This window comes from Nocardioides sp. Soil774, assembly GCF_001428125.1.
GTDB lineage: Bacteria > Actinomycetota > Actinomycetes > Propionibacteriales > Nocardioidaceae > Nocardioides.
In genome coordinates, this window is the sequence record NZ_LMSM01000005.1 from 45,674 (window position 1) to 71,406 (window position 25,733).

General features: G+C 72.7%; 26 protein-coding genes and 1 riboswitch. Of the genes, 16 read left to right on the forward strand and 10 right to left on the reverse strand.

Going from position 1 to position 25,733, the window contains the following annotated elements; translation table 11 throughout:
• Positions 1–19: 19 nt before the first annotated feature.
• From gcvH to ASG76_RS03205, 11 genes are all read left to right on the forward strand, one after another.
• Positions 20–439, forward strand: a complete 420-nt coding sequence (gcvH, locus tag ASG76_RS03155; RefSeq protein ID WP_082587220.1) for a glycine cleavage system protein GcvH — start codon at positions 20–22, stop codon at positions 437–439.
• Positions 440–580: 141 nt separating this feature from the next.
• Positions 581–1,093 (forward strand): FHA domain-containing protein, encoded by a 513-nt coding sequence (locus ASG76_RS03160; RefSeq protein WP_056600018.1) that lies wholly within the window; start codon positions 581–583, stop codon positions 1,091–1,093.
• Between the two features lie 3 nt (positions 1,094–1,096).
• Complete coding sequence (locus tag ASG76_RS03165) at positions 1,097–1,837, forward strand: MerR family transcriptional regulator (protein WP_056600020.1); 741 nt, start codon at positions 1,097–1,099, stop codon at positions 1,835–1,837.
• A 53-nt stretch (positions 1,838–1,890) separates the two neighbouring features.
• On the forward strand, positions 1,891–2,361 hold the full coding sequence (locus ASG76_RS03170) for a bifunctional nuclease family protein (protein WP_056600023.1): 471 nt from the start codon (positions 1,891–1,893) through the stop codon (positions 2,359–2,361).
• 213 nt (positions 2,362–2,574) lie between these two features.
• Positions 2,575–3,186: a MerR family transcriptional regulator gene (locus ASG76_RS03175; protein WP_056600026.1), complete on the forward strand. Its 612-nt coding sequence runs from the start codon at positions 2,575–2,577 to the stop codon at positions 3,184–3,186.
• 152 nt (positions 3,187–3,338) lie between these two features.
• Positions 3,339–3,444: riboswitch (glycine riboswitch) on the forward strand.
• Between the two features lie 166 nt (positions 3,445–3,610).
• Entirely contained in the window at positions 3,611–6,394 is a 2,784-nt protein-coding gene (gene gcvP / locus ASG76_RS03180) for an aminomethyl-transferring glycine dehydrogenase (protein WP_235529415.1), read from the forward strand.
• Between the two features lie 21 nt (positions 6,395–6,415).
• Entirely contained in the window at positions 6,416–7,702 is a 1,287-nt protein-coding gene (locus tag ASG76_RS03185; protein WP_056600029.1) for a serine hydrolase domain-containing protein, read from the forward strand.
• Between the two features lie 33 nt (positions 7,703–7,735).
• Positions 7,736–9,064, forward strand: a complete 1,329-nt coding sequence (locus ASG76_RS03190; protein WP_082587221.1) for a glycoside hydrolase domain-containing protein — start codon at positions 7,736–7,738, stop codon at positions 9,062–9,064.
• A 101-nt stretch (positions 9,065–9,165) separates the two neighbouring features.
• Positions 9,166–10,353, forward strand: a complete 1,188-nt coding sequence (locus ASG76_RS03195; protein WP_056600034.1) for an SHOCT domain-containing protein — start codon at positions 9,166–9,168, stop codon at positions 10,351–10,353.
• 1 nt (position 10,354) lies between these two features.
• Entirely contained in the window at positions 10,355–11,635 is a 1,281-nt protein-coding gene (locus ASG76_RS03200; RefSeq protein ID WP_056600036.1) for a hypothetical protein, read from the forward strand.
• Complete coding sequence (locus ASG76_RS03205) at positions 11,632–11,916, forward strand: hypothetical protein (RefSeq protein ID WP_200948048.1); 285 nt, start codon at positions 11,632–11,634, stop codon at positions 11,914–11,916. The genes ASG76_RS03200 and ASG76_RS03205 overlap by 4 nt, the downstream gene beginning before the upstream one ends.
• Positions 11,917–12,167: 251 nt before the next feature.
• Here the strand turns inward: ASG76_RS03205 and ASG76_RS03210 are convergent, their stop codons facing one another.
• From ASG76_RS03210 to ASG76_RS03230, 5 genes are read right to left on the reverse strand one after another with little or no spacing between them, the layout of a single operon-like run.
• Positions 12,168–13,556, reverse strand: coding sequence for a metallopeptidase TldD-related protein (locus tag ASG76_RS03210; RefSeq protein WP_056600038.1), 1,389 nt, complete (start codon positions 13,554–13,556; stop codon positions 12,168–12,170).
• On the reverse strand, positions 13,556–15,091 hold the full coding sequence (locus tag ASG76_RS03215; RefSeq protein ID WP_056600041.1) for a TldD/PmbA family protein: 1,536 nt from the start codon (positions 15,089–15,091) through the stop codon (positions 13,556–13,558). Before ASG76_RS03215 ends, ASG76_RS03210 begins: the two co-directional genes overlap by 1 nt.
• Before the next feature lie 25 nt (positions 15,092–15,116).
• Positions 15,117–18,062 (reverse strand): AAA family ATPase, encoded by a 2,946-nt coding sequence (locus tag ASG76_RS03220; RefSeq protein ID WP_414858314.1) that lies wholly within the window; start codon positions 18,060–18,062, stop codon positions 15,117–15,119.
• Positions 18,063–18,115: 53 nt separating this feature from the next.
• The gene (locus ASG76_RS03225) at positions 18,116–19,279 is read right to left on the reverse strand and encodes an exonuclease SbcCD subunit D (protein WP_056600046.1); all 1,164 of its coding nucleotides are present in this window, start codon (positions 19,277–19,279) and stop codon (positions 18,116–18,118) included.
• A 58-nt stretch (positions 19,280–19,337) separates the two neighbouring features.
• Positions 19,338–20,165, reverse strand: coding sequence for a formate dehydrogenase accessory sulfurtransferase FdhD (locus ASG76_RS03230; protein ID WP_056600049.1), 828 nt, complete (start codon positions 20,163–20,165; stop codon positions 19,338–19,340).
• Between the two features lie 149 nt (positions 20,166–20,314).
• On the opposite strand from ASG76_RS03230, the gene ASG76_RS18965 reads away from it, so the two are divergent.
• Both ASG76_RS18965 and ASG76_RS03235 read left to right on the forward strand, forming a co-directional pair.
• Positions 20,315–20,458 carry a hypothetical protein gene (locus tag ASG76_RS18965; RefSeq protein WP_157558924.1) on the forward strand — a complete coding sequence of 48 codons (144 nt, stop codon included), beginning with the start codon at positions 20,315–20,317 and terminating at the stop codon, positions 20,456–20,458.
• Positions 20,459–20,498: 40 nt separating this feature from the next.
• Positions 20,499–20,945, forward strand: coding sequence for an OsmC family protein (locus ASG76_RS03235; RefSeq protein WP_056600051.1), 447 nt, complete (start codon positions 20,499–20,501; stop codon positions 20,943–20,945).
• A 23-nt stretch (positions 20,946–20,968) separates the two neighbouring features.
• Here ASG76_RS03235 and ASG76_RS03240 read toward each other — a convergent pair whose 3' ends face one another.
• The 3 genes from ASG76_RS03240 to ASG76_RS03250 all read right to left on the reverse strand — a co-directional run bounded on the left by ASG76_RS03240 (position 20,969) and on the right by ASG76_RS03250 (position 23,042).
• Positions 20,969–21,421 (reverse strand): GyrI-like domain-containing protein, encoded by a 453-nt coding sequence (locus tag ASG76_RS03240; protein WP_056600054.1) that lies wholly within the window; start codon positions 21,419–21,421, stop codon positions 20,969–20,971.
• A gap of 72 nt (positions 21,422–21,493) precedes the next feature.
• Positions 21,494–22,177, reverse strand: a complete 684-nt coding sequence (locus ASG76_RS03245; RefSeq protein WP_056600056.1) for a peptidylprolyl isomerase — start codon at positions 22,175–22,177, stop codon at positions 21,494–21,496.
• 25 nt (positions 22,178–22,202) lie between these two features.
• Positions 22,203–23,042: an aldo/keto reductase gene (locus ASG76_RS03250; protein WP_056600059.1), complete on the reverse strand. Its 840-nt coding sequence runs from the start codon at positions 23,040–23,042 to the stop codon at positions 22,203–22,205.
• Between the two features lie 80 nt (positions 23,043–23,122).
• Between ASG76_RS03250 and ASG76_RS03255 the strand changes: the two genes are divergently transcribed.
• The 3 genes from ASG76_RS03255 to ASG76_RS03265 are packed head-to-tail and all read left to right on the forward strand — an operon-like array spanning position 23,123 to position 24,830.
• Positions 23,123–23,440, forward strand: coding sequence for an ArsR/SmtB family transcription factor (locus ASG76_RS03255; RefSeq protein WP_056600061.1), 318 nt, complete (start codon positions 23,123–23,125; stop codon positions 23,438–23,440).
• Positions 23,437–23,973 carry an SRPBCC domain-containing protein gene (locus tag ASG76_RS03260; RefSeq protein WP_056600064.1) on the forward strand — a complete coding sequence of 179 codons (537 nt, stop codon included), beginning with the start codon at positions 23,437–23,439 and terminating at the stop codon, positions 23,971–23,973. Before ASG76_RS03255 ends, ASG76_RS03260 begins: the two co-directional genes overlap by 4 nt.
• Positions 23,970–24,830 (forward strand): carbohydrate kinase family protein, encoded by an 861-nt coding sequence (locus tag ASG76_RS03265; RefSeq protein ID WP_056600067.1) that lies wholly within the window; start codon positions 23,970–23,972, stop codon positions 24,828–24,830. The genes ASG76_RS03260 and ASG76_RS03265 overlap by 4 nt, the downstream gene beginning before the upstream one ends.
• Positions 24,831–24,860: 30 nt before the next feature.
• On the opposite strand, the gene ASG76_RS03270 is transcribed toward ASG76_RS03265, so the two are convergent.
• Both ASG76_RS03270 and ASG76_RS03275 read right to left on the reverse strand, forming a co-directional pair.
• Positions 24,861–25,256 (reverse strand): DNA polymerase ligase N-terminal domain-containing protein, encoded by a 396-nt coding sequence (locus ASG76_RS03270; protein WP_056600070.1) that lies wholly within the window; start codon positions 25,254–25,256, stop codon positions 24,861–24,863.
• A gap of 2 nt (positions 25,257–25,258) precedes the next feature.
• Positions 25,259–25,708 (reverse strand): PaaI family thioesterase, encoded by a 450-nt coding sequence (locus tag ASG76_RS03275; protein ID WP_200948049.1) that lies wholly within the window; start codon positions 25,706–25,708, stop codon positions 25,259–25,261.
• Between the last annotated feature and the right edge of the window lie 25 nt (positions 25,709–25,733).

The following is a 25,733-nucleotide window of genomic DNA, read 5'->3' on the forward strand; positions in this document are numbered from 1 at the left end:
CTGCCGACGAAGTGCCCCGATGATCGCAGCCACCTCTGCCAAGGAGTTCGACGTGTATCCGGAGAACCTGAAGTACACCAGCGAGCACGAGTGGGTCCGCACCCCCGGCGAGGCCGAGGGCTCGGTGCGCATCGGCATCACCGACTTCGCCCAGGACGCGCTCGGCGACATCGTGTACGTCTCCCTGCCGCAGGTCGGCGACGCAGTGACCGCGGGGGAGACCTGCGGCGAGCTGGAGTCGACCAAGTCGGTCAGCGACATCTACGCCCCCGTCACCGGCGAGGTCGTGGCCACCAACGCCGCCCTGGACTCCACGCCCGAGCTGGTCAACAGCGACCCCTACGAGGCGGGGTGGCTCTTCGAGGTCGCCGTGTCCGACGGCTCGCAGGTCGACGGGCTCATGGACGCCGCCACCTACGAGGGCGGCCTCGCCGGCTGACCTGCCGACGACCTGCCCCTGCCCGACCCAGCGCCGCGCCGATCGGCCCCCGCGTGCCACCGCCCGGCTGATAGGTTCGGAGCAACCATCAACCTCAACCCTCGGCTGAGGGTTGGGAGTCGATCCGCCGAGGAGTTCCTGATGCCGTTCTGCACCGCCTGTGGCAAGCAGAACCCCGACGACGCCCGCTTCTGTGCCCAGTGCGGCACCAAGCTGCTCGCCGGGGAAGACACCGGGGCCACCCCGGTCGAGTCCACCGCGACCATCACGTTCGGCGTGCCCGACCAGCGCGAGTCCTCCGACCGCCAGCTGAGCGCGGTCGACGCCGCGGCCGTCGACGCGCTGCCGGAGGGCCACGCCCTCCTGGTGGTCCAGCGCGGGCCCAGCGCCGGCAGCCGCTTCCTGCTCGACACCGACGTCGTCGGAGCCGGACGCCACCCCGACAGCGAGATCTTCCTCGACGACGTCACCGTCTCGCGCCGCCACGCGGAGTTCCGCCGGTCCGGCACGGGCTACACCGTCAGCGACGTGGGCAGCCTCAACGGCACCTACGTCAACCGCGACCGCATCGACGCAGTCGAGCTCAACGACGGCGACGAGGTGCAGATCGGCAAGTACCGCCTGGTGTTCTTCTCCTCGCACCCGAGCAGCTGATCCGTGAGTGCCCCGACGCCCTCGGCATCGAGTCGCGGCGCCCGCCTCAACATCGGGCAGGTCCTCGACCAGCTCCGCCCCGACTTCCCCGGTGTGACCATCCCCAAGATCCGCTTCCTCGAGGACCAGGGGCTGGTCAAGCCCGAGCGCACCGCTTCCGGCTACCGGAAGTTCTCCGGCGACGACGTCGCCCGGTTGCGCTACATCCTGCTCATGCAGCGCGACCACTACCTGCCGCTGAAGGTGATCGGCGACCACCTCGACGCCATCGACCGCGGTCTCGAGCCGCCGGCCATCGAGTCGGTCGTGCCCACGGTGCCGAAGGTGGCGCTCAGCTCCGACGGCCTGCCGAGCCCCGAGTCGTTCCGGCGCACCAGCGACCTGCGGCTGTCACGGCGTGAGCTGCTCAAGGTCGCCGACATCTCCGATGAGCTGCTCACCGAGCTCGAGCAGTTCGGGCTGGTCAGCGCACGCACCGGCACCGGGCACTTCGACAGCGACGCCCTGGTGGTCGCCCAGACCGCCCGCGAGCTCGCCGACTTCGGCTTCGAGCCCCGCCACCTGCGCGCCTTCAAGACCGCCGCCGACCGCGAGGTGGGCCTCGTGCAGCAGGTCGTCGCGCCCCTCGCGCGCGGGCGCGACGCGGCCGCGCGAGGGCGCGCCGACGACGCCACGTCCGAGATCGCAGCCCTGTCGGTGCGCCTCCACGCGACGCTCGTGAAGGTCGGGCTCGACCGCGGTTGAACGCCCCGCCGGGCGGCCCCGCGCGGGTCAGGACACCTGAGTAGGGTGGGGACATGCGCGAAATGGACGTCGTCGGAGTGCGCGTCGAGATGCCCTCCAACCAGCCGATCGTGCTCCTGCGCGAGGTGACGGGGGAGCGCTACCTCCCCATCTGGATCGGGGCGGTCGAGGCCACGGCCATCGCCTTCGCCCAGCAGGGCGTCACCCCGCCGCGGCCCCTGACGCACGACCTCATGCGTGACGTCCTGGAGGCGACGGGTCAGCGCCTCGACGAGGTGCGGATCGTCGACGTGCAGGACGGCATCTTCTTCGCCCAGCTCGTCTTCGACGGCGGCGCCGAGGTCGGTGCCCGCCCGTCGGACTCGATCGCGCTCGCGCTGCGCACGGGCACCCGCATCGTGTGCGCCGAGGCGGTGCTGGAGGAGGCCGGCCTCGCCGTTCCGGCGGAGCAGGAGGACGAGGTCGAGCGGTTCCGCGAGTTCCTCGACCACGTCTCCCCGGACGACTTCGAGGAAGCGCCGTGAGCCACAGCTCCACCTGACGCGCAACCCTCACTCTCAACCTGAGGTTGAGGGTTGCGACACGCCGTCGCGTGGATGGACAAGGCTGACGTCCGGGCTTACCTTGAACTGTCTCTGTTGTAACTCCACCGTTGTGGTTGTCGGCCCGTCCGGCTCCCGGCGGGCCCTTCCCCCAGGAGTTACCGCTCAGCGGAGGAATTGACCTGGAGGGTCACTGTGGCTAGCAACGAGAACGAGCACGGCGCCGACGCCGCCCAGACGAAGGCAGCGCACGAGGCCGCCGACCGCGCGGAGGAGCAGGGCCTGCTCTTCGCCGACGACGTCTCGCCGCTGCCCAGCGACACCGGCTACCGCGGCCCGACCGCGTGCAACGCCGCCGGCATCACCTACCGCCAGCTCGACTACTGGGCCCGCACCGGCCTGGTCGAGCCCAGCGTGCGCGGGGCGGCGGGCTCCGGCTCGCAGCGTCTCTACTCCTTCCGCGACATCTTGATCCTCAAGGTCGTCAAGCGCCTGCTCGACGCCGGGATCTCCCTGCAGCAGATCCGCACCGCGACCGCCCACCTGCGCGAGCGCGGCACCGACGACCTGACCCGCGTGACGCTGATGAGTGACGGCGCCTCGGTCTACGAGTGCACCAGCAACGACGAGGTCATCGACCTGCTCCAGGGCGGTCAGGGTGTCTTCGGCATCGCGATCGGCGGCGTGTGGCGCGAGATCGAGGGCACGCTCGCCGAGCTGCCGAGCGAGCGCACCGCCGACGAGACGGCCGCGCCGGTCGCCGGCGACGAGCTCGCCGCGCGTCGCGCCGCCCGCCACACCGGCTGAGCCCGCCTCGACGCAGGGCCCACCCCGCAGACCCTCCCACCAGGCCGCCCGCACCATCGGGCGGCCTGGTGCTGTCTGTGGGCCCGGCCGCGTCCACGTACCCCACCTTCGGCATGGCGCTGGCGCCTGCGGGGGCTAGACTCGCAGCGCCGACATCCCATGCGGGAGAGTCATCGAGGCCGGTGCTGACCGGTCGAGGTGCGCCGAAGGGGCAATTCCTCCCCGGAACCTCTCAGGCACCCGGACCGCACTGGGTTGGCACTCTGGAGGTCACCGGTCCGACAGAGGGGGAGGTCACGCAAGCGACCTCAGGGAGCCCCTCGTGCCCGACGCCACCCCCACCAGCGCCTCGTCCGCCGGCGACACCGTCCTGGGCGAGTTCGTCGCTCGCCACATCGGCCCCGACGACGCCGCCGTCGCCCACATGCTCGCGGCGGTGGGGCACGAGTCGCTGGAATCCCTGATGAGCTCCGCGGTGCCCGGGGGCATCCGCAGCGCGGCCGCGCTCGACCTGCCCGCCCCGCTCGACGAGGAGGCCACCGCTCGCGCGCTGCGCACGCTGGCCTCGCAGAACCGCCCCGCGGAAGCCATGATCGGCCTGGGCTACCACGCCACGATCACCCCGCCGGTGATCCGCCGCAACGTGCTCGAGGACCCGTCCTGGTACACCGCGTACACGCCCTACCAGCCCGAGATCTCCCAGGGTCGCCTCGAGGCGCTGCTCAACTTCCAGACCGTCGTCGCCGACCTGACGGGCCTGCCCACCGCCAACGCCTCGCTCCTCGACGAGGGCACCGCCGCGGCCGAGGCGATGACGCTCGTACGCCGTGCGCAGCGCAACGCCAGCGGTCCGTTCGTCGTCGACGCCGACGCGCTGCCCCAGACGATCGACGTGGTGCGCACCCGCGCGGCCGGCCTGGGCATCGAGGTCGTGGTGGCCGACCTCGCCGACGGCCTCCCCGAGGGGCCCGTCAGCGGGGTGCTGGTGCAGTACCCCGGGGCTTCGGGCGCCGTAGTCGACCCGCGCCCGGTCATCGAGGAGGTGCACGAGCGCGGCGGCCTCGCCGTGGTCGCGGCCGACATCCTCGCGCTGGCGCTCCTCGAGGCTCCCGGCACCCTCGGCGCCGACGTGGTCGTCGGCTCGTCCCAGCGCTTCGGCGTACCCCTGTTCTACGGCGGCCCCCACGCCGGCTTCATGTCGGTCTCGGCCGGCCTCGAGCGGCACCTGCCCGGTCGTCTCGTCGGCGTCTCGGTCGACGCCGAGGGTCGCCCGGCCTACCGCCTGGCGCTCCAGACCCGCGAGCAGCACATCCGCCGCGACAAGGCGACCTCCAACATCTGCACCGCGCAGGTGCTGCTGGCCGTCGTCGCCTCGATGTACGCCGTCTACCACGGGCCGGAGGGACTGCGCCGGATCGCCCGACGCACCCACGACCACGCCAGCGGGATCGCGGCCGCGCTGCGCGCCGGCGGCCTGGAGGTCGTCAACGACACGTGGTTCGACACCCTCACCGTCGCCGTGCCCGGCCGCGCCGCGGAGGTGGTCGCAGCTGCACGCACGGTCGGCCTGCACCTGCGTCCCGTCGACGCCGACCACGTCGGCGTCTCGACGTCCGAGCGCACCAGCCCCTCGACCGTCGCGGCCGTGCTGAGGTCCTTCGGCGTGGCCCCGGCCGACGGTGACGCCGCCTCCGGCCTGCCCGAGCCGCTGCGCCGCACCACCGACTTCCTCACCCACGAGGTCTTCAACTCCCACCACAGCGAGACGCAGATGCTGCGCTACCTCGCCCGGCTGTCCAACCGCGACTACGCCCTCGACCGGGGCATGATCCCGCTGGGCTCGTGCACGATGAAGCTCAACGCCACCACCGAGATGGAGCCGGTGAGCCTGCCCGGCTTCGCCGACCTCCACCCGTTCGCCCCCGCCCAGGACGCCACCGGCTACCGCGAGCTCGTCGACGACGTCGAGCGATGGCTGGCCGAGGTGACCGGCTACGACCAGGTCTCGGTGCAGCCCAACGCCGGCTCCCAGGGGGAGCTCGCCGGGCTGCTGGCGATCCGGGGCTACCACGCTGCCAACAGGTCTGCCGACGGCACTGGGTCGGTCCGCGACGTGTGCCTCATCCCGTCGTCGGCCCACGGCACCAACGCCGCCTCTGCGGTGATGGCCGGGATGAAGGTCGTCGTCGTCAAGGCCTCCGACGACGGCTCGGTCGACCTCGACGACCTGCTGGCCAAGTGCGAGCAGCACGCCGAGACGCTCGCGGCGATCATGGTGACCTACCCCTCCACGCACGGGGTCTACGAGGACACCATCACCGACCTGTGCAAGATCGTGCACGACCACGGCGGCCAGGTCTACGTCGACGGCGCCAACCTCAACGCCCTGCTCGGCTTCGCGCGGCCGGGGGAGCTCGGCGGCGACGTGTCGCACCTCAACCTGCACAAGACCTTCTGCATCCCGCACGGCGGTGGCGGACCCGGCGTGGGCCCGGTGGCCGTGCGTGCCCACCTCGCGCCGTACCTGCCCTCGCACGCTGCGCACCCCGAGGCGGCCAAGCGCGAGGGGATCGGGCCCATCAGCGCCGCTCCCTACGGCTCGGCCGGCATCCTGCCGATCACGTGGGCCTACATCCGGATGATGGGCGGGGAGGGGCTCACCCGCGCCACGGCGGTCGCGGTGCTCTCGGCCAACTACGTCGCCCACCGTCTCGGCGAGCACTTCCCGGTGCTCTACCGCGGCCACGGCGACCTCGTCGCCCACGAGTGCATCCTCGACCTGCGCGAGATCACCAAGTCGAGCGGCGTCACGGTGGACGACGTCGCGAAGCGGCTCGTCGACCACGGCTTCCACGCCCCGACCATGTCGTTCCCGGTCGCCGGCACCCTGATGGTGGAGCCCACCGAGTCCGAGGACCTCGCCGAGATCGACCGCTTCTGCGACGCGATGATCGCGATCCGCGGAGAGATCGCGCGGGTCGAGGCGGGCGAGTGGACCCCGGAGGACTCGCCGTTGCGGCACGCCCCGCACACGGCGCGCGCGCTCGTCGGGGAGTGGGACCGCCCCTACAGCCGCGAGGTCGGCGTCTTTCCCCAGGGCATCGACCCCGACAAGTACTGGTCGCCGGTGGCGCGCATCGACCAGGCCTACGGCGACCGCAACCTGGTGTGCGCCTGCCCGCCGCCGGAGGCGTTCGCCCAGGACTGAGCCGGGGCTAGTGTCTGGGCCGTGAGTGACCAGCGTCAGCGACTCCTCGATGTCGCGCAGGCTGAGGGCCGGCTGACGTCCGTCGTCGGCGCGGTCTTCGACCGCTACGGCGCGGTGTGGGCGGGCGGCGCCGGCGACGCACCGGGTCTCGACGGGCAGTACCGGATCGGGTCGATCACCAAGACCCTGACCGCGGTGCTGGTCATGCAGGCGCGCGACGAGGGACTGCTCGACCTCGACGACCCGCTGGCGGCCCACCTCGGCGAGGTGGGCTACGGCGAGGTGAGCATCCGTGACGCGCTGTCGCACAGCTCCGGCATGCAGAGCGAGCCGCGGGGCCGCTGGTGGGAGCGCACCCGCGGCGGCGACTTCGGGGCACTCGTGGCCGCCAACGACGGCACCGGACGGGTGGCGGGGCCGGGGGAGTGGTTCCACTACTCCAACCTCGGCTACGGCCTGCTGGGCGAGGTGGTGTCGCGTCGCCTCGGCGCGCCGTGGCGCCAGCTCGTCGCGACCCGCCTGCTCCAGCCGCTGGGGATGCGGGCGACGTCGTACCTGCCCCGGCCGGGCGCCCAGCCGGGCTGGAGCGTCGACCACTTCACGGGCGTCCGGGTGCACGAGCCGCTCACCGACACCGGCGCGATGGCGCCGGCCGGCCAGCTGTGGTCGACGCTCGCCGACCTCGTCACGTGGGGCCAGGTGCTGGCCGGGGCGCACCCGCACGTCCTGACCCCCGACTCGCTGGCCGAGATGGGGCGCCCCGTCACCCGCGACTACGGGCTGGGCCTGATGCTCGGGCTGCACCCGGGCGGCCGGCTCGTCGGTCACGACGGGTCGATGCCGGGCTTCATGGCCTCGCTCCACGTCGACCCCGACAGTGGCATCGGAGCGGTCGTGCTCACCAACGCGACCAGCGGCATCGCGCCGCAGGAGCTGGCGGTCTCCCTCATCGAGGGCGACCCCGACGCCGACGACGCACGCCCGGCGCCCTGGCGCCCCACCACCACGCTGCCCCCGGAGGCGCACGACGTGCCGGGCGTGTGGTTCTGGGGCAACACCGCCTACGACACCCGCTGGCACAACGACGGGCTCGAGCTGCGCCTGATGGCGCGCCCGGGGCCGGTGCGCGAGCGGTTCGAGGTGGTCGACGGCGGGCTCGTGGGGGTGGCGGGCTACCACCGCGGCGAGCGCCTCGACGTCGTTCGTCGCCCGGACGGCACGGTCCACCACCTCGAGTGCGCCACCTTCGTCTACACCCGCGTGCCCTACGACCCCGACGTCGACATCCCGGGCGGGCATCCACGCTAGGGTCTGCGCACACCACGTCTCGGGGGAGAACACATGCACGTCGCACCACTCCGCGCTGCCACTGTCGTGGCGGTCCTGCTCGCCTTCTGCGCCACGATGCTGTCCGGCGGTGCGGCGGTCGCCGCCGAGCGCCGCACGGACGGCATCACCGGCTATGCCTTCGACGCGCGGTGCGCGCCGACGCAGGAGCAGATGGACGCCTGGCTGACCTCGTCGCCCTTCTGGGGCGCGGGCATCTACATCGGCGGCTCGATGGCGTCGTGCTGGCCCACCGCCACCGACGCCGGCCAGCAGCACCTCGACGCGACCTGGGTCGCGCGCCAGCGCGCCGCCGGCTGGCGGTTGCTCCCGATCTGGGTCGGACCCCAGGCCGCGTGCCAGAGCGGCTACGGCGACCTGATCGACCCTGACCCGGCGGCCGACTACGCCGCCGCCGACGCGCGCGGGCGCGCTGAGGCGGCCGCAGCGGTGACCCGCGCCCGCGAGCTCGGGCTGCCCGCCGGCAGCACCGTCTGGTACGACCTCGAGGGCGGGTTCGACGTGACGTCGGACGACTGCCGCCGCTCCGCGCTGCGCTTCCTGAGCGGGTGGACGCTCGCCCTGCACGACCTGGGCTTCCGCTCGGGCGTCTACTCCAGCATCTCGGCCGGCATCCACGCGCTGGACAACGCCGACCACCTCTCTCCGGGCTCCTACGCGATGCCCGACCAGGTCTGGTACGCGTGGGACAACGCGCGCGCCGACGCCGACATCGACCCGCGCTGGGTCCGCGCGGCGAGCTGGTCGGGCGAGCGCGTCCACCAGTACGCCCTGCACACCACCGCGGCCTACGGCGGGGTGGCGCTCACCATCGACCGCAACTTCATGGAGCTCGACGGGGGCTCGCGGCCCATCCGCGTGCCGCGCCAGTGCGGCGGCACCCGACTCGACTTCCCCCGCTACTCCCGGCTCCGCAACGGCAGCACGGGGCCGCGTGTGCGGGCCCTGCAGTGCCTGCTGCGCAGCCAGGCGCGCTACCGCGGCCGCCTCGACGCGCGCTTCGACCGCGACGTCGCCCGCGCCGTCGCGTCCTACCAGCGTCACCACGACCTGCGGGTGACCGGCAAGGCCGACACCGCCACCTGGACCGCGCTGTTCGCGCAGGGGTCTGCGCCCTTGCTCAAGGTCGGCTCGACCGGCCCGGCGGTCCTGCGGCTGCAGCGGGCCCTGCGGGCGGCCGGGGCTCGCTCGGTGGACCCCGACGGGGTCGTGACCGAGCGCACCGCGAAGGCCGTGCGCCGCTACCAGCAGCGCCTCGGGGCGGACCCGACCGGCGTGGTCACGACCGACACCTGGACGGCGCTGCAGCAGGGTCGACGCTGACGCGTCGAACGTCCAGACCAGGCACGCGGCGAGCGCTAGTGTTGCGGCCGACGAGCGCGGGGCGACCTCGCCACGCCCGCACGACAGGGACGGGAATCGCGATGGGACTCTTCCAGGCAGTGAGCGGTGCCGTCGGCGGCACGCTCGCCGACCAGTGGCTCGACTTCTTCGGCGTGCCCGACGGGCTGGCGCCGACCGCGGCGCTCTTCCCCGCGGTGCGCAAGGGCGAGAACGCCGGGCGCGGCGCCAACGACCGCGCCTCCGACGGCGTCATCACCAACGGCTCGAAGATCGTCGTGCCGGAGGGCTACGGCCTGGTGCTGCTGCAGGACGGCGCGTTCACCGGCTTCGCGGCCCAGCCGGGGGCCTACGTCTGGGACTCCGACGAGGCGGCCTCGCAGTCGGTCTTCTCCGGCGGCGGGCTCGTCGACTCGATCGTCAAGCAGAGCTGGGAGCGCTTCAAGTTCGGCGGCCGGCCGGGCAGCCAGCAGACGGCGATCTTCGTGGCGCTCAAGGAGCTGCCCAACAACAAGTTCGGCACCCAGTCGGAGATCTACTGGGACGACGCCTTCCTCAACACCCAGGTCGGCGCCATCACCCGCGGCACCTACACCCTCAAGATCACCGACCCGCTGACCTTCATCCGCAACTTCGTGCCGGCCGGCGTGATCGGTGGGCAGGCGGTCTTCGACTTCACCGACATCGACAACCCGGCTGGCGAGCAGCTGTTCAACGAGGTCGTCGGGTCGCTGGCGCCGGCGTTCTCGATGTACACCAACGACCCGGCCAAGGGCAACCGCATCAGCCGGCTCCAGCAGGACTCCGTGGGCTTCGCCCAGTCGCTGTCCGCGGCGGTGGAGGCCAACTACCGCTGGCGCACCGACCGCGGGCTGGAGATCGTGAAGACCGCGATCATCTCCATCGAGTACGACGCCACGACGCGCGAGCTGCTCAAGAACGTCCAGCGCGCCGACGCCCTGTCGGGCTCGCGTGGCAACTCCAACCTCCAGGCGTCGGTCGCGGCCGGCATCGAGGCGGCGGGGGAGAACGCCGGGCCCGGAGGCCTGGTGGGCATGGGCATGGCCACCGGTGGCATGGGACTCGGTGGTCTCCAGCAGCCCACCCAGCAGCCCGCTGCCGCGCCTGCACCCGCCACTCCTGCCGCCCCCGCGGCGCCGGCTGCCGACGACCCGGTCGCGGTGCTCAAGCGTGCCAAGGAGATGCTCGACGCCGGGTTGATCACCCAGGAGGACTACGACGCGGCGAAGGCGAAGGCGTTGGGTCTCTGAGATGACCGCGCAGGACGACCAAGGCCCCGACGCTCCCGCAGCGGGGCCCCGCGACCCGGTCTTCGACGGACCGCCACTCTCGCTCGAGGAGGAGCTGGCTGCCGCACGCGCGGAGCCGGCGCCCGGCCCGAGCATCGAGACGGTCAACGAGTCGCTCGCCGACGGCGTCAACCGGTGCCCGAAGTGCGGGTCGACCGACGTGCGGCTGCGTGGGTCCACGGGCATGCTGGTGTGCCTGTTCTGCCGCCACGAGTGGCAGGAGGCGCGCGTCGAGGAGGAGCTCGGGCTCGGCGAGGGCATCGACGACCTCCGGGGCACCGTCATCGCCAGCGGGGCCGAGCAGATCGCCGCCGACGCCGAGGACGTCGTCACGCTCACTTGCGACGGCTGCGGCGCGGACGTGGTGATCGACACCGCCCACGCGATGAACGCGCGCTGCCACTGGTGCCGGCACACCCTCAACGTCAACAGGCGCACGCCCAACGGCGCCGTGCCCGACGCGGTCCTGCCGTTCCGCCTGACGCGCGACGAGGCGGTGGAGAAGATCCGCGAGTTCGCCGGCAAGCGCCGTCTGTTCGCGCACCCGCGGTTCAAGAAGGAGTTCGTCCCGGAGAACGTGCTGGGGGTCTACCTGCCCTACCTCGTCGTCGACGCGCGCGCGGAGGCGTCGTACGTCGGCACGGGGGAGGTGCAGACCAGGCGCTGGACGGAGAAGACGGGCGACAACACCACCACCTACTACGCCGCAGACGTCTACCGCGTCGACCGCTCGGTCGCCTTCACCGTCGACGACCTCACGATGGAGGGCGCTGCCGACCGGGCGAGCTTCGACGGCTCGACGACGAACAACATCGTCAACACGATCCTCCCGTTCGACACCAAGAACGCCGTGCGGTGGAACGCCAGCTACATGGTCGGGTTCACCAGCGAGAAGCGCGACCTCGACGTCGCGCAGCTCCAGCCCAAGCTGGAGGACCAGCTGCTCTCGATCGGACGCTCGCAGGTCCACGGCTCCCTCGACCGCTTCGACCGGGGCGTGCGCTGGGAGGGCGAGAAGGTGGACGTCGGCGGGTCCCGGTGGGTCTCGATGTACCTCCCGGTGTGGATCTATTCCTACTTCCAGGAGAACACCAAGATGCTGCACTACATCGCGGTCAACGCGCGCACGGGGGAGACGATGGGCAGCGTGCCGGTCTCGCAGTGGCGCCTGTTCGCCGCGGCCCTGACCGTCGGCACGTTCCTCGAGGGCGTGGCCGGCGCGATCCTGGTGGGGATGTCGTGAGCGTGCTGCTCGCCGTCCAGGTGGCGGTCATGGCCGGCGACAACGCGCCGGTGTGGATCCTCGCAGCCGGGCCCGCAGGCGCCATCGGCACCTACTGGGCGATCTACCGCTACTACCGCAACACCGACAAGTCGCACGCCTACGAGCGCGACACCCTCATCGAGGCGCAGCCGGTGCAGGGGGCGGAGGAGAAGGTCGACCACATCTCCCGCACCCGTGACTCCGACATCGACGGCGACAACAGCGCCAAGCACCGCGAGCGGGTGCAGCGGATCCGCTGACGCCGGCCAGGCTCCATCGCCGGGCGGTGTGTGAGGAGGATTCGCGCGGGCCAGCGTCCGCGTCACGCACCGCTCACCGCCGCGGCGTACGACGACACCCCGCCGGGCGGTGTGTGAGGAGGATTCCGGCGGGCCAGGGTCCGCGTCACGCACCGCTGCTTGGTGCGTCGTACGACGACACCCCGGCGGGCGGTGAGTGAGGAGGATTCGGACGGGCCATGATCCCCCTCACCCACCGCTGCGGGGGCGGCTCAGACGCCTTGGGAGACGCTGGACATGTTGAAGTCGGGGATGCGCAGGGCAGGGGTCGCGGTGCGGGAGAAGTAGTCGTCGCCCCACTCCCGGCTGAAGCTGGGCACCGACTCGGTGGCCGCGCTGAACCGGTTGAGCAGGTCGATGGGGCTCTCGTTCCAGCGGAAGTTGTTGGCCGCGCCGACGATCTCCCCGTCCTCGACGACGTAGACGCCGTCACGGGTGAGCCCGGTCAGCAGCATGGTCTGCGGGTCGACCTCCCGGATGTACCACAGGCAGGTCAGGAGCAGCCCGCGCTGCACGCCGGCCACCATCTCCTCGATGCTGCCCGCGCCGTCGCCGACCTCGAGGACCAGGTTGTCGATCATCGGGGTGACGGGCTGGCCCGTCATCGCGGCCGAGTGGCGCGTCTGGAGCAGGCCGGTCAGCAGGCCGTCGCGGATCCAGTCGGTGCGCTCGAGGCCGAGGCCGTTGTCGAAGACCGACTCGGTGTTGTCGGAGGCCCCGGCGATGACGAACGGCGCGCACTCCAGGCCCGGGTGCGTGGGGTCGCTGAAGAGGCTGACGCCGGGCGCGGCGACCTTGTCGCCGATGCGGGTGCCGCCGCCGCGACGGCTGTAGACAGACTCGCCCTCGTGCGCGACGCGTGCGCCGGCGCCCCAGTAGGCGTCGATCATCAGGTCGGCGACCGACGAGGGCGGCAGGACGGTGTCGTAGCGGCCCGCGGGCAGGTCGATGCGCCGCTCGGCCCACCTCAGGCGCTGGGCGACCGTGGCGGCCATGGCCGCTGCGTCGACGTCGCGGAAGTCGCGGGTCGCGCCGCCGGTCCACGCGCTCCGGGTCAGCGAGGTGTCCTTGCCGGTGCACGCGTAGTGACCGGTGGGCTGCACGTGGCGCAGCCGGAGCCCGCGGGTCGAGCCGAGGTAGGTGGTGGCGACGTCGTGGTTGACGAAGCCGTAGAGCAGCCGGTCCTCCGCCGCGGCCTGGCCGAAGGCCTCGCCGAGCGCCGGGGCGAAGGAGTCGTAGACGCCGATGTCGGTGGTCTCGGGCTCGAGGTCCCACTGGGGGGAGGTGACGTCGCCGAGCAGCTCACCGGCGTCCTCGGCGGGGGAGCCTGCGCGCGCGGCGGCGTCGGCACCCTCGACCAGTGCGGTCACCTGCTCAGGCGTCGACGCGCTGCCCGACACCGAGCCGGTGGCCACGCCGCCGCTGACCGCGGCGAAGCTGATCACCGTCACCGAGACCTCGGTCATCACGCCGTTGGTGGTGAGGGTGTTGTTGGCCCAGCGCAGGTTGGCGCTGGTGACGTCGCGGACGATCGCGATGCAGTCGTCGGCGGTCGAGGTCGCGAGCGCGTGCTCGACGAGCTGTTGTGCGGTGGTCCTCATCAGTGGCCTGCCTCGTCGATCGTGTTCAGGATGTTGACGCCGCGGAACAGCGCGGACGGACAGCCGTGGCTGACCGCTGCGACCTGACCCGGCTGGGCCTTGCCGCAGTTGAAGGCGCCACCGAGCACCCAGGTGTCGGGCCCGCCGACGGCCTCCATCGAGCCCCAGAAGTCGGTCGTGGTGGCCTGGTAGGCCACGTCGCGGAGCATGCCGTCGAGCTTGCCGTCGGTGATCTTGTAGAACCGCTGGCCGGTGAACTGGAAGTTGAACCGCTGCATGTCGATGCTCCACGACTTGTCGCCCACGACGTAGATCCCGCGCTCCACGCGCGAGACCAGGTCGTCGGTCGAGAGGCCGTCGGTGCCGGGCATCAGCGAGACGTTGGCCATCCGCTGGATCGGGATGTGGCCGGGGGAGTCGGCGTAGGCGCAGCCGTTGGACCGGCCCTCGCCCGACTCGAGCCCGGCGAGCTCGGGCTTGAGGTGAGCCATGGAGCGGTCGAGCTGGTAGCCGACGAGCACCCCGTCGCGCACGATGTCCCACTCCTGGGTCTGCACGCCCTCGTCGTCGTAGCCGACGGTGGCGAGGCCGTGCTCGCGGGTGCGGTCGCCGCGCACGTTCATCACCTCGGAGCCGTAGCGCAGCGTGCCGAGCTTGTCGTAGGTGGCGAACGACGTGCCGGCGTAGTTGGCCTCGTAGCCCAGCGCGCGGTCGAGCTCGGTGGCGTGTCCGATCGACTCGTGGATGGTGAGCCACAGGTTGGAGGGGTCCACGACCAGGTCGTGGGCGCCGGCCTCGACGCTGGGGGCCTTCAGCTTCTCGGCGAGGAGCTCGGGCACCTCGGCGAGCTCTGCGTCCCAGTCCCAGTGGTCGCCGGTGAGGTACTCCCACCCGCGCCCGACCGGCGGGGCGATGGAGGCCATCGAGTCGAAGATGCCGCTCTGCTCGTCCTCGCCGGTGGCCTCGAAGCCGGGCTGGAGGCGGACGCGCTGCTGCGTGGTGCGGGTGCCGGACAGGTCGGCGTAGTACTTGTTCTCCTGCACCTGCTGGAGGAACGACGTCGCGTGGGCGACCGCAGAGCCGGCGCGCAGCCGCTCGGTCCAGTCGACGAGCAGGTCGGCCTTGTCGCGCGTGGGCACCTCGAGCGGGTTGACCTCGTAGCCGGAGATCCAGGTGACGTCGTCGTGCACCGGCTCGGGGGCCAGCTCCACCGGCGTCGTGGTCATGGTCGCGGCCACCTGCGCGACGGCGACCGCGGTCTCGGCCAGCCGGCGCGCCTCGTCGTCGGTCAGCACCACGCCGGAGGCGAAGCCCCATGCACCCCGGTGGATCACGCGGACGGCGAACCCGAGGTCCTCGCTGTCGCTGGCGGTCTGCAGCACGCCGTCACGTGCGCCGAGGTACTGGTAGCTGTTGCGCTCGAAGCGGAAGTCGGCGTGGCTCGCCCCGAGCTCCTGGGCGCGGGCCAGGGCCACGTCCCCCAGACGGCGGTGAGGCAGTTCGCTGAAGGTCGGGTCGAGCCCGGGCGCACTCATGGGCACGAACCTAGCCGAACTGCGCTCAGGCCAGCTCGAGGGTCGTACGACTGCCGGTGCGGCCGCGGTGCACGCGCAGCTGCGTCGGGATCCGGGTCTGCAGCTCGGGCACGTGGCTGACCACGCCGACCACCCGTCCGCCGTCGCGCAGCGTGTCGAGCGTGTCCATGACGCCCTCGAGGGTCTCGGCGTCGAGTGAGCCGAAGCCTTCGTCGACGAACAGCGTCTCGAGGTCGGTGCCGCCGGCCTCGTCGGTGATCACGTCTGCCAGGCCGAGCGCGAGCGCGAGGGAGACGACGAAGGTCTCGCCGCCCGACAGCGTCGCGGGGTCGCGGTCGTCACCCGTCCAGTCGTCGCGCACGACCAGGCTCAGCCCGCCGCGGGTCTCGCCCGCCCCGCGCTGCGGGGTGTGGACGAGGGAGTAGCGCTGGTCGCTCATCGACGACAGCCGCAGGTTGGCGGCCTCGACCACCTGGCTGAGGCGGTGGGCCAGCACGTAGGCAGACAACCGCATCTGCAGCCGGTTCTCGGGGTGCTTGCCCTCGACCATGGCGGCGAGGTCGGTGACGAGGTCGAGCTCGGTGCGCAGCGGAGCCCACGCCGCCAGCGCGCTCGTGACCTCCTCCGACAGCCCGCGCAGCCGCCGGCCGCGGTCACGCAGGCTCATGTCGCGGTGACGGGCGGCGGCAGCAGCCTCCTTGGCGCGGTGGTGCTCCTGCGCGAGCGCCTCGAGGTCGGGCGGGTCGGCTGCGGCGGAGCGCGCGAGCTCGTCGTCGGCGAGCAGGTCGCTCACCCGCGCCACCTCGCGCTCGTGCCGCTCGACCTGCTGCTGGAGGTCGGCCACCGCACGTGCGTCGAGCCACGACGCGGCAGCGGCCGCCGACGACTCGAAACCGGCGCTGACCGCCACCTCGTCGGCGGCCTCCTGGGTGCTCACGGCGGTGGCGCGCGCCCGGGCCAGGTCCGCGGTGAGGTCGGTGCACCGCTGGCAGAGCGTCTCGACCTGCTGGTGGAGGTCGGCGAGGGCGTCGAGGTCGACGGGCGCCCCGGCGTCCTGGTCGGGCACGACCGCCGCGACCTGCTCGCGCAGTGCCTCGAGCCGGGAGGTGAGGACGGCTGCCTCGGTGGCGTGCTCGGCGACCACCCCCGCCAGGTGCTCGCGCTCGCGGAGGAGGTCGTCCTGCTCGGAGCGCAGGGCCTCGACCTGTGCGGTGAGCACCGGGAGCCGGGCCGCGGCCGCGCGGGCCCGGTCCATCGCCGCCACGGTGTCCTCCTCGGCGACCAGCAGCCGCTCGACCGAGTCGCCCGACTCCGCCAGCGCCGCCGCGAGCCGGGACTCCAGCCCGCGCACCTGCTGCGCGTGCGCCTCGACGACCACCTCGAGGTCGTCGACCTCGCGCCGGGCCTCCCGCTCGGAGGCATCGTCGGGAGCGCCGGGTGCCGGCGCGGCGAGGGTCGGGTGCTCGGCCGAGCCGCACACCGGGCAGCACGCGCCGACGGCGAGCTTGGCCGCGATCTCGGCGGCCATGCCGTCGAGCCGCTGCTCGCGGATCTCGACGAGCGTCTCGCGCGCCAGCAGCCGACTCTGGACGGCTTCGCGCAGCGCACCCTCCGCGGTGCGCAGCTCCGTGGCGAGCGACTCCGCGGACCTGGCGGCCCGGACCCGTCCGCGCAGCACCTCGAGGTCGCGCGCCAGGGCCTCGGCCGCGGCCACCGCGTCGGCAGCCGCAGCCTGGCGGGGGAGGAGCTCGTCGAGCGCGGCCGGGATCGCGTCGGCGCGCTGCTGCACCCGCGCCAGCCGGTCGTCGGCTTCCTGGCTGCTGCGGCTGCTGCGTGCCACCTGGCGCTCGAGGTCGACGGCCTGGCGCTGCAGGGGGCGCACGCGCGCGATGTCGGCGAGGGCGCGCGTGGCGGCGCGCTGGTGCTCGGCGACCTGCTGGTCGTCGACGGGCGCGCCGAGGAGCTCCTCGAGGCGGGCGCGTGCCGTGGCGTGCTGGCGCTCGAGGTCGTCGGCGTCGGCCAGCGAGTGCTGGGCGAGGTCGTGCAGGCGGCGTACGCCGGCGGCGCGCTGCGCCTTGTCGATGCGTCGCCTGCGGCTCGAGTGCTCGGCGTCCGCAGCCTCCAGCGTCGCCCACGCGCGACGGGCGGCCGCGTGGGTGGCGCGCATCCCGGCGAGCTCGATGCCGGCGGCCGAGGCCCCGGCAGCCGCGACCTCGGCCGCGGAGGCAGCCTCGACCGCGATCGCCTGCTCCACCGACGCGGTCACCGCGGCCGTGGTGAGGTCCTGCAGCCAGGCGAGCAGTGCGTCGGGGGCCTCGGGCCAGTCGGCGGGCGCCTCGTCGTCGCCCACCTCGCTGACCCGGCTGACGAGGTCGGCGACCGAGCGCTGCTGCTGCTCGGAGGCGCGCCGCAGCTCGACGCGTCGCTCGCGCAGCCAGCGCTCGGTGCGGTCGAATCGGCCGGTCTGGAACACCTGCTGGAGCAGCGCGTGCCGCTCCTCGGACCGCGCGCGCAGGAAGGCCTGGAAGCGCCCCTGGGGGAGCAGCGCGACCTGGCAGAACTGGGGGAGCGTCATCCCGACCAGACGGGTCACCAGGTGGCCGGTCTCGTCGAGGCGGGTGCTCAACGGGTGCCACGCCTCGTCGGTGTCGCCCTCGGCGCCCGACCGGCGCTCGGAGATCACGACCCGGGCCTGCTCGGTCGTCGTGCCCGACCCGCGACGCTTCGCGCGGGTCCAGGCAGGGGAGCGGTCGATGCGGAAGCGCCGTCCCGACAGCGTGGCCTCGAGGACGACCCGTGGCGCCACGTCGTCGGCGGCGTGGTCGGAACGCAGCCGCTTGGCCGCGGCCCGGTCGCCGGGCACGTCACCGTAGAGGGCGAAGCAGACGGCGTCCAGGATGCTGGACTTGCCGGCTCCGGTGGGGCCGCTCAGGAGGAAGAGTCCTGCCTCGGAGAGCGCGTCGAAATCGATGCGTACGGGCTCGGCGAACGGCCCGAACGCGACCACCTCGAGGTGGTGCAGCCTCATCGGGCACCTCCCACGAGCACGTCGAGGTCGGGATCGTCGCAGCACGCGTCGATGGCCTCGCGCAGCAGCGCGGACTCGGCGGGCGTGGCCTCGACGCTGCGCACGTGGCGCACGAAGTCGAGGGCGATCGAGTGGTCGCTGACGCCCGACGCGGGGCGCGCCGGCGCGTGCGCGTCGCCGACCGGGGCTGGGAACTGCAGCACGAGGGTGTGGGGGAAGCGGCGCCGCAGCTGCTCCATCGCCCGCGCCGGGCGGGGGACGTCGGTGAGGGTGGCCTGGACCCAGTCCTGCTCGCGGTCGTCCATGGACCGGTCGGCCAGCAGGTCGGCGAGCGACCCGGAGATGCGCGAGAGGCGCCGGGGCAACGGCGCGTCGATCCAGCGCGCGGAGGCGAGTCCCTTGGCGTTGAGCTCGACCAGCCACGAGCCCTTGACCTGGTCGGCCTCGGAGAACGAGTAGGCCAGGGGCGAGCCGGAGTAGCGCAGGGAGTCGGTCAGGACGTGGGGGCCGTGCAGGTGCCCGAGCGCGGTGTAGTCGATGCCCTCGAACAGGCTGGTCGCGACCCGGGACACCCCGCCGACGCTGATGTCGCGCTCGGACTCCGACGGCGTCGCGCCGGCCACGAAGGCGTGGGCGAGGACGACCGAGCGGGTCTTGGTGCCGCGCTCGGCCAGGTCGCGGCGCACCCGGCTCATGGCCTCGGCCAGGGCGGCCTCGTGGCTGCGCTGGGCCAGGCCCCACGGCTCGAGGAGCGCGGAGGGGTCGAGGTAGGGCAGGGCGTGGAAGGCGACCTCGCCGTGGCGGTCCTTCAGCACGACCGGGTTGCCGACCGAGGCCGCGCTGGTGCGCACGAAGACCCCGGCCGCGTCCATCAGCCGCGAGCCGAAGCCGAGTCGCTGCGCGCTGTCGTGGTTGCCGCTGCTCACGACCACCTTGGCGCGCGAGGCCGCCAGCCGGGCGAAGGTCTCGTCGGCCAGGGCGACCGCGTCGACGTGCGGCAGGGCGCGGTCGTAGACGTCGCCGGCGACCACCACGACGTCGACCTTCTCCGACTCCACGACCCCGAGGAGGTGGTCGACGAACGCGGCCTGGTGCCCGAGCAGGTCCTCGCGGTGGAAGGACCTCCCCAGGTGCCAGTCCGAGGTGTGGAGGATGCGCACGGGACGACGTTAGAACGCCGCACCGACAGCGACGGGCCACCACGCCGCGCGAGGACCGCTAGGTGTAGCGGACGGTCCGCCCCGGCGAGGTGAAGCCCCACAGGTCGATGCCCGCCTCGCCGGCCAGTCGGGCCGCCAGGCTCGTCGGCGCCCCCACGGCGACGATCGAGCCGATGCCGCTCGCCGCGGCCTTCTGCACGAGCTCGAAGCCGACCCGCCCGCTCAGCACCAGGCAGGCGGCGGCCACGGGTTCGCCGGCGAGCGCACGCGCGCCCACGACCTTGTCGACCGCGTTGTGGCGCCCGACGTCCTCGCGGACCACGAGCAGGGTGCCGTCGGCCTCGGCCAGGCCGGCCGCGTGCACGCCCCCGGTCCGGTCGAAGAGGGTCTGCCGGTCCCGCAGCGCGTCAGGCAGGCGGCGTACGACGTCCGCGCCGGGGCGCTCGCCCGGCCACGGCACAGCCGTGCGCGTGGCCAGGGCCTCCGAGACGCTGTCCTTGCCGCACACACCGCACGCCGAGGATCCGGCCGATGCCGCGACGTGGCGGTGCGGCAGGTCGGCCGCGCCGGCGAGGTTGACGGTGACGACGTTGAACTCCTGCTCGGGCTCGAGGTCGGTGTCGGTGCAGTAGGCCACCCGCGCGATGGCGCCGGGAACGGCGACCCCCTCGTTGACCAGCCATCCCGCGGCGAGCTCGAAGTCGTGGCCCGGCGTGCGCATCGTGACCCACGCGCGGCGCGGTGCGGCCCCCGGTGCGGCCACCCGGATCTCCAGTGGCTCCTCGGTGATCAGCCGGTCCTCGCGCGCGACCTCCTGCCCGGACGCGTGCTCGACGACCCGTGTCCGCACCGACGGTCCGGGGCGTCGTACGCGCTCGCTCGTCACGCCTCGACCCTAGCCGCCGGGTGTGCGACATCACGTCGTCGGCGATGGGTGACAACGATTCCGTAACAGTAGAATGTAAGAGCCGCAACGGTGCGGCCACTTCTTACACACCACATGAGGGACAGAAGCCCTCGAGAGGACAGATCTCCATGACCACGCAGCTGCACGTCGCCTTCAGCCTCGTCGACTCGCGGGCTCGCTCGGCCGAGGACCGTGCCCTCCTGCGCAACGTGGAGATCGCCCGCAGCGAAGAGCGGCGCGCCCGTCGCGCCGCGCGTCGCGCCGCCCGCTGACCCCGAGCCCGGTCGGGCGTCCTCTGGCAGGCTGTCCCGCATGACGGACGAGAGCCTGCGCAGCGTCGAGATCACCCGCATCGGGCACGCCCGCTTCAAGGCCACCAACGCCCGCGGCGGCGAGACCTTCTTCGGCACCGGGGGAGACGACCCCGACTTCACCCCCGTCGAGCTGCTGCTCGCCGCGATCGCGGGATGCAGCGCGCTCGACGTGGAGGCGCTGACCCACAAGCGCACCTCGAGCACGACCTTCGACGTGCACGCCGAGGGGCAGAAGGTGCGCGATGCCGACGGCAACCACCTGACCGGCCTGCGGGTCTCCTTCGACGTGCAGTTCCCCGAGGGCGCTGAGGGTGACGCGGCCCGTGAGCGCCTGCAGGGCGCGATCGAGATGTCGCGCGACCGGCTGTGCGCTGTCTCGCGCACGGTCCAGCTGGGCGAGGACGTCCACTACGAGGATGCGCCCACTGACGCAGACCCGTCCTGATCCAGGTCCGATCCCTGGGTCGATCAGGCGAACGGCATCAGGATGACGGTCCGCGGACGCTCCACGTCCGGCTCGTCCAGATAGCTCTCCCACGGTGCCTCCGTGGCGGCGTACCCGTGCTCGGACAGCCAGGCCGATGCCTCGTTCCAGGCCTTGCCGCCGACCGTGTCGTAGGGCCCGACATGCACCAGGCGCGCCGCCCGGCACGCAGGCAGGGTCGAGGGCTCGACGGGCCCGTCGGCGACGACCGGCGCGTCGACGGGGAACCCTGCCTCCAGCTCCCATCCCGAGGCGTCCATCGTGTGGTAGCGCGCGAAGGGAGGTCCGGTGATCTGGCGACCCTGGCCGGCCGCGGCGCGGGCCACGGAGCCGAAGGAGCGGCCGAGCACGTCGGAGATGGTCTCTGGCGCAGCGCGATCCCGCACCACTGCTGTCGGCTGCTCGGTCAGGTCCACCACGGTGATCTCGTGCTCCATGTCACGACCGTGCCGCGCCCCAGGTCGCGACGCGAGGGGACAAGGTCCCGACGGCATCGGGACCGCCGCAGATCAGCCGACGGTGACCTTCTCGATGGTGACGTCCTTGTTGGGCGCGCCTCCGCCCGCGGGGTTGGCGTTGTCGTTGCCCTCGGCCGCGATCTTGGAGAGGACGTCGAGTCCGGCGTCGTCGATCGTGCCGAAGACGTTGTAGCTCGGCGGGAACTGCGAGTCGCGGAAGACCAGGAAGAACTGCGAGCCGTTGGTGTCAGGGCCGGCGTTGGCCATCGCGAGCGTCCCGGCGGGGTAGGTCTCGTCACCGCTCAGCTCGTCGGCGAACGAGTAGCCCGCGCCCCCGGCACCGGTGCCGGTCGGGTCGCCGCACTGCAGGATGCCGAAGCCCTCCTGGTCGCCGATGCGCGGGCACGGGGTCTTGTCGTAGAAGCCCTGCTCGGCCAGCGAGACGAACGAGTTGACCGTGCACGGGGCCGACGCGGCGTCGAGGGTGAGCCCGATGTCGCCGAAGTTGGTCGTGATGGTCGCGGCCACCGTGCCCTCGGCCGGGGCCTCGGCGTCGGGCACCTCCACCTCGCGAGCAGCCTCCTGGCCGTCCTCGGGGTAGTCGCAGGTCGTGGTCTTGCCCGCGGCCGGGGTCTGCGACGTGTCGGCCGCGGTGTCGGTGTCGGCCTCGTTGCCGCAACCGGCGAGGAGGAGCACGGACAGGCAGGCCAGGACGGCGGCGGGTCGCTTCAGCATGGCGCCGATGGTAGCCAGCGCCGGTTCACATCTCCTCGTGGGTGTCGGGGTCGCCGCCGAACAGCCGGCCGTCGTCCTCGCCGAGCGCGGTGATCGCGGCCACCTCGTCGTCGGTGAGCTCGAAGCCGAAGACGTCGAGGTTCTGTGCCTGGCGGGCCGGGTCGGCCGACTTGGGGATCGGCAGCGAGCCGAGCTGCACGTGCCAGCGCAGGATGACCTGGCCGGGGGAGACGCCGTGGGCGCTCGCCGCCGCTGTCACCGCCTCCTCCTCGAGCGGCGCCCGGCGCTTGCCCATCGGGCTCCAGGCCTCGGTGCGGATGCCGAGGCGCTCGTGGACCTCGCGCAGCTCGGCCTGGGGGAACCGGGGGTGCATCTCGACCTGGTTGACCGCCGGCGTGACACCGGTGTCGTCGATGATGCGCTGGAGGTGCGTCGGCGTGAAGTTCGAGACGCCGATGGAGCGGACGAGGCCGTCCTTCTGCAGCTGCACGAGCGCGCGCCACGCCTCGACGTACGTGCCCTGGCTCGGGTTGGGCCAGTGGATGAGGTGCAGGTCGGTGTGCTCGACCCCGAGGCGCTCGAGGGAGCCGCGGACCGACGCGATCGCGTCGTCGTAGGCGTGGTGCCGCCCGGGGATCTTGCTCGCGATGAGCACCTCGTCGCGGGGAAGTCCCGAACGCCGCACGGCCTCCCCGACCTCGAACTCGTTGTCGTAGTTCACCGCGGTGTCGAGCAGCCGGTAGCCCGCCTCGAGCGCCCCCACCATGGCGCGGATGCCGGCCTCGCCGCGCAGGGGATAGGTGCCGAAGCCGATGGCGGGCAGGGTCGTGCCGTCGTTGAGCGCGTACGTCGGGATCTGGGCCATGGGGCCAACCTAGGCGACGGCCGGAGACTGCGGCCAACGTACCCTTGCGGATACGTAACCGATCAGGTACATTCGGAGTCATGGACGCGGTGCTGCAGGCGATCGGCGACGAGAACCGTCGCACGATGCTCGAGATCCTGCGCGACCACCCGGCCACCGTCACCGAGCTCGCCGACGCCCTGCCGATCGCGCGGCCCGGCGTCTCGCGGCACCTGCGGGTGCTGCGCGAGGCGGGACTGGTGACGGTGGAGCAGGAGGCGCAACGCCGCATCTACAGCCTCCGGCCGGAGGCGCTCGTCGAGGTCGACGAGTGGCTGGAGGCCTACCGGGGCCTCTGGCAGCAGCGCCTCGACGCGCTGCACACCGAGATCGCACGGGGGAAGAGGGATCAGGCATGAGGATCAACGCGACGATGCGGGCGCTCGACCAGGACAGGGGAGTCGTGCGCGTCGAGGACGTGTACGACACCTCCATCGAGGACCTCTGGCAGGCGTGCACCTCAACCGAGCGGCTGGCCCGCTGGATCGCCGAGGTCACGGGAGACCTCCGGCTGGGCGGCGAGGTCCACGCGGTCTTCACGAGCACGTGGAGCGGGCAGGCGCGCATCGACTCCTGCGACGCGCCGTCCCACCTGCTCGTGACCATGGAGCCGGGCGCGGATGACGAGACGCAGGTCGAGGCCTGGCTCACCGCGGAGGGGTCGCGCACCAGGCTGGTCGTCGAGGAGCGCGGCCTTCCTGTCGGCGCGCTGCCGGCGCACGGAGCCGGGTGGCAGGCACACCTCGAGGACCTGGGGCGCTCGTTGGTCCACGCCGGCCCGGTGCACGAGGACGGCTGGTCGGAGCACGCGCCCGCGGTTGCGTGGCGCGAGCGCTGGTCCGAGCTGACCGCGGCGTACCAGGATGCCCACGAGTCCACGACGCCGTCGTGACGAGGTCCCCGCGTGTGCTCGTGGTCGGTCCGGCGAGCGCCAACGAGATCATCCACCTCGCCGCGTTGCCGCCACCGCAGTCCGGGACCCACTTCGCCGAGCGGGCGTGGAGCACCCTGGGCGGCACGTCGGCGGGCAAGGCGCTGAACCTCGTCTCGCTCGGGGCCGAGGTGACGCTGCTGACCGTGCTGGGCGCCGACCGTACGGGCGCCCGGGTGCGCGACAGCCTGACCGCGGCGGGCGTCCGGGTCGTCTCCCGCCCGAGCCGGAGCGGTGCGTGCGAGCGTCACGTCAACCTGATGACCGACGCAGGGGAGCGCGTCTCCATCTACACGCACCTCCCGGAGCCGCTCGAGCCGTGGCGCCGCTCCGACGCCGAGCAGCACCTGTCCGCGGCCGACGTGGTGGTGACGGACCTGTCCGACCACGCACGATCCTGGGTCGGGTGGGGCCAGGAGGCCGGTGTGCCGGTCTGGGCGGACCTCCACGACTACGACGGCGTCAGCGCGTTCCATGCCGACTTCACCCGCGCCGACCACCTGCAGCTGTCGTCCGTGCGGATGCCGGACTGGCGCGGGTGGGCCACCAGGGCAGCCGAGCGCGGCGCGAGCGTGGTGGTGACGCACGGTGCCGACGGCTCGTCGGCCGTCGACGCCGACGGCCGGTGGACCGACGTCGCTGGTGAGCCCGTCGACGTCGTGGACACCAACGGCGCCGGAGACGCGTTCTTCGCCGGCTTCCTGGTGGCGCGGCTGGCAGGTGGCGACCTGACGGCGAGCCTCGAGGCTGGCGCGCGGCAGGCGGCGGTGTGCCTGGGCGGGCCCCACCTCGCGGGACGGGTCGGGGAGCTGTTCTAGCGTCCTGCGCCTGCGCTATCTGACATAATGTCAATTATCGGCGTTGCGTTCACGCTCGCGAGAGGGGTCAGCACGCTCAGCCTGTTCCTTCGTCAGGTGCAGCAGCCACTGCGTGCCACCGGTGTGGATCAGGGCGAACCGTCGTGGGCCGCGCCGGCCGTGCAGCGTGAACACCAGACGTCGCTCGTCGCGGTCGTGCTCCTGCCAGGTGCCGGCATCGGCGATCGACTTGTGCTCGTCCTCGAAGTCGACGTGGTCGAGCCCGTGGTCGTCGACGGCGATGGCGAGCCGGTCGTGCGTCGGGTCGTCGGGCAGGCCCTTGGGCACCGCCCAGCTGCGCAGCACGCCGTCCTCCTCGAGCCGGAGGTCGAAGTGCGGGCTCGGTCGGCGGTGGTCGTGCAGGACGAACCGCGGTGCGTCCGTCATCGTCAGGCTGACATAATCCGCAGCTGGTAGGTCCCGATCGCGGTCGAGACGACCTCGCCGTGGGCGTCGGTGAGCCTCGCCTCGAGCACGAACTCGGCCTTGCCCGTCGCCAGTGCGTCACGACGGATCCTGGTGACCTCGGCGTCCGGCAGCGACGCCTCTGCGCGTACGACGCCCACCGCGGGCCGCCGGAACCGGATCGTCGACTCCTTGACGATCGGCACGCAGCCGTCGAGCTCGCCGCCCGGCTCGAGGTCGAAGGTGGCCAGGCACAGCACGCCGCCGAGCATCTCCGCGACGCTGAACAGCGAGCCGGCATAGGTCACGCCGAAGTGGTTGACGTTGGGCTCCGGCGGCAGCTCCGCGGCCGCGAAGCCAGGTCGTACGTCGACGAGGCGGACGCCCATCGCCTGCAGGATCGGGACCGACCCCACGGCCTGCGCTGCCTCCACCCTCAACGTATAGGCCATCGGGGGG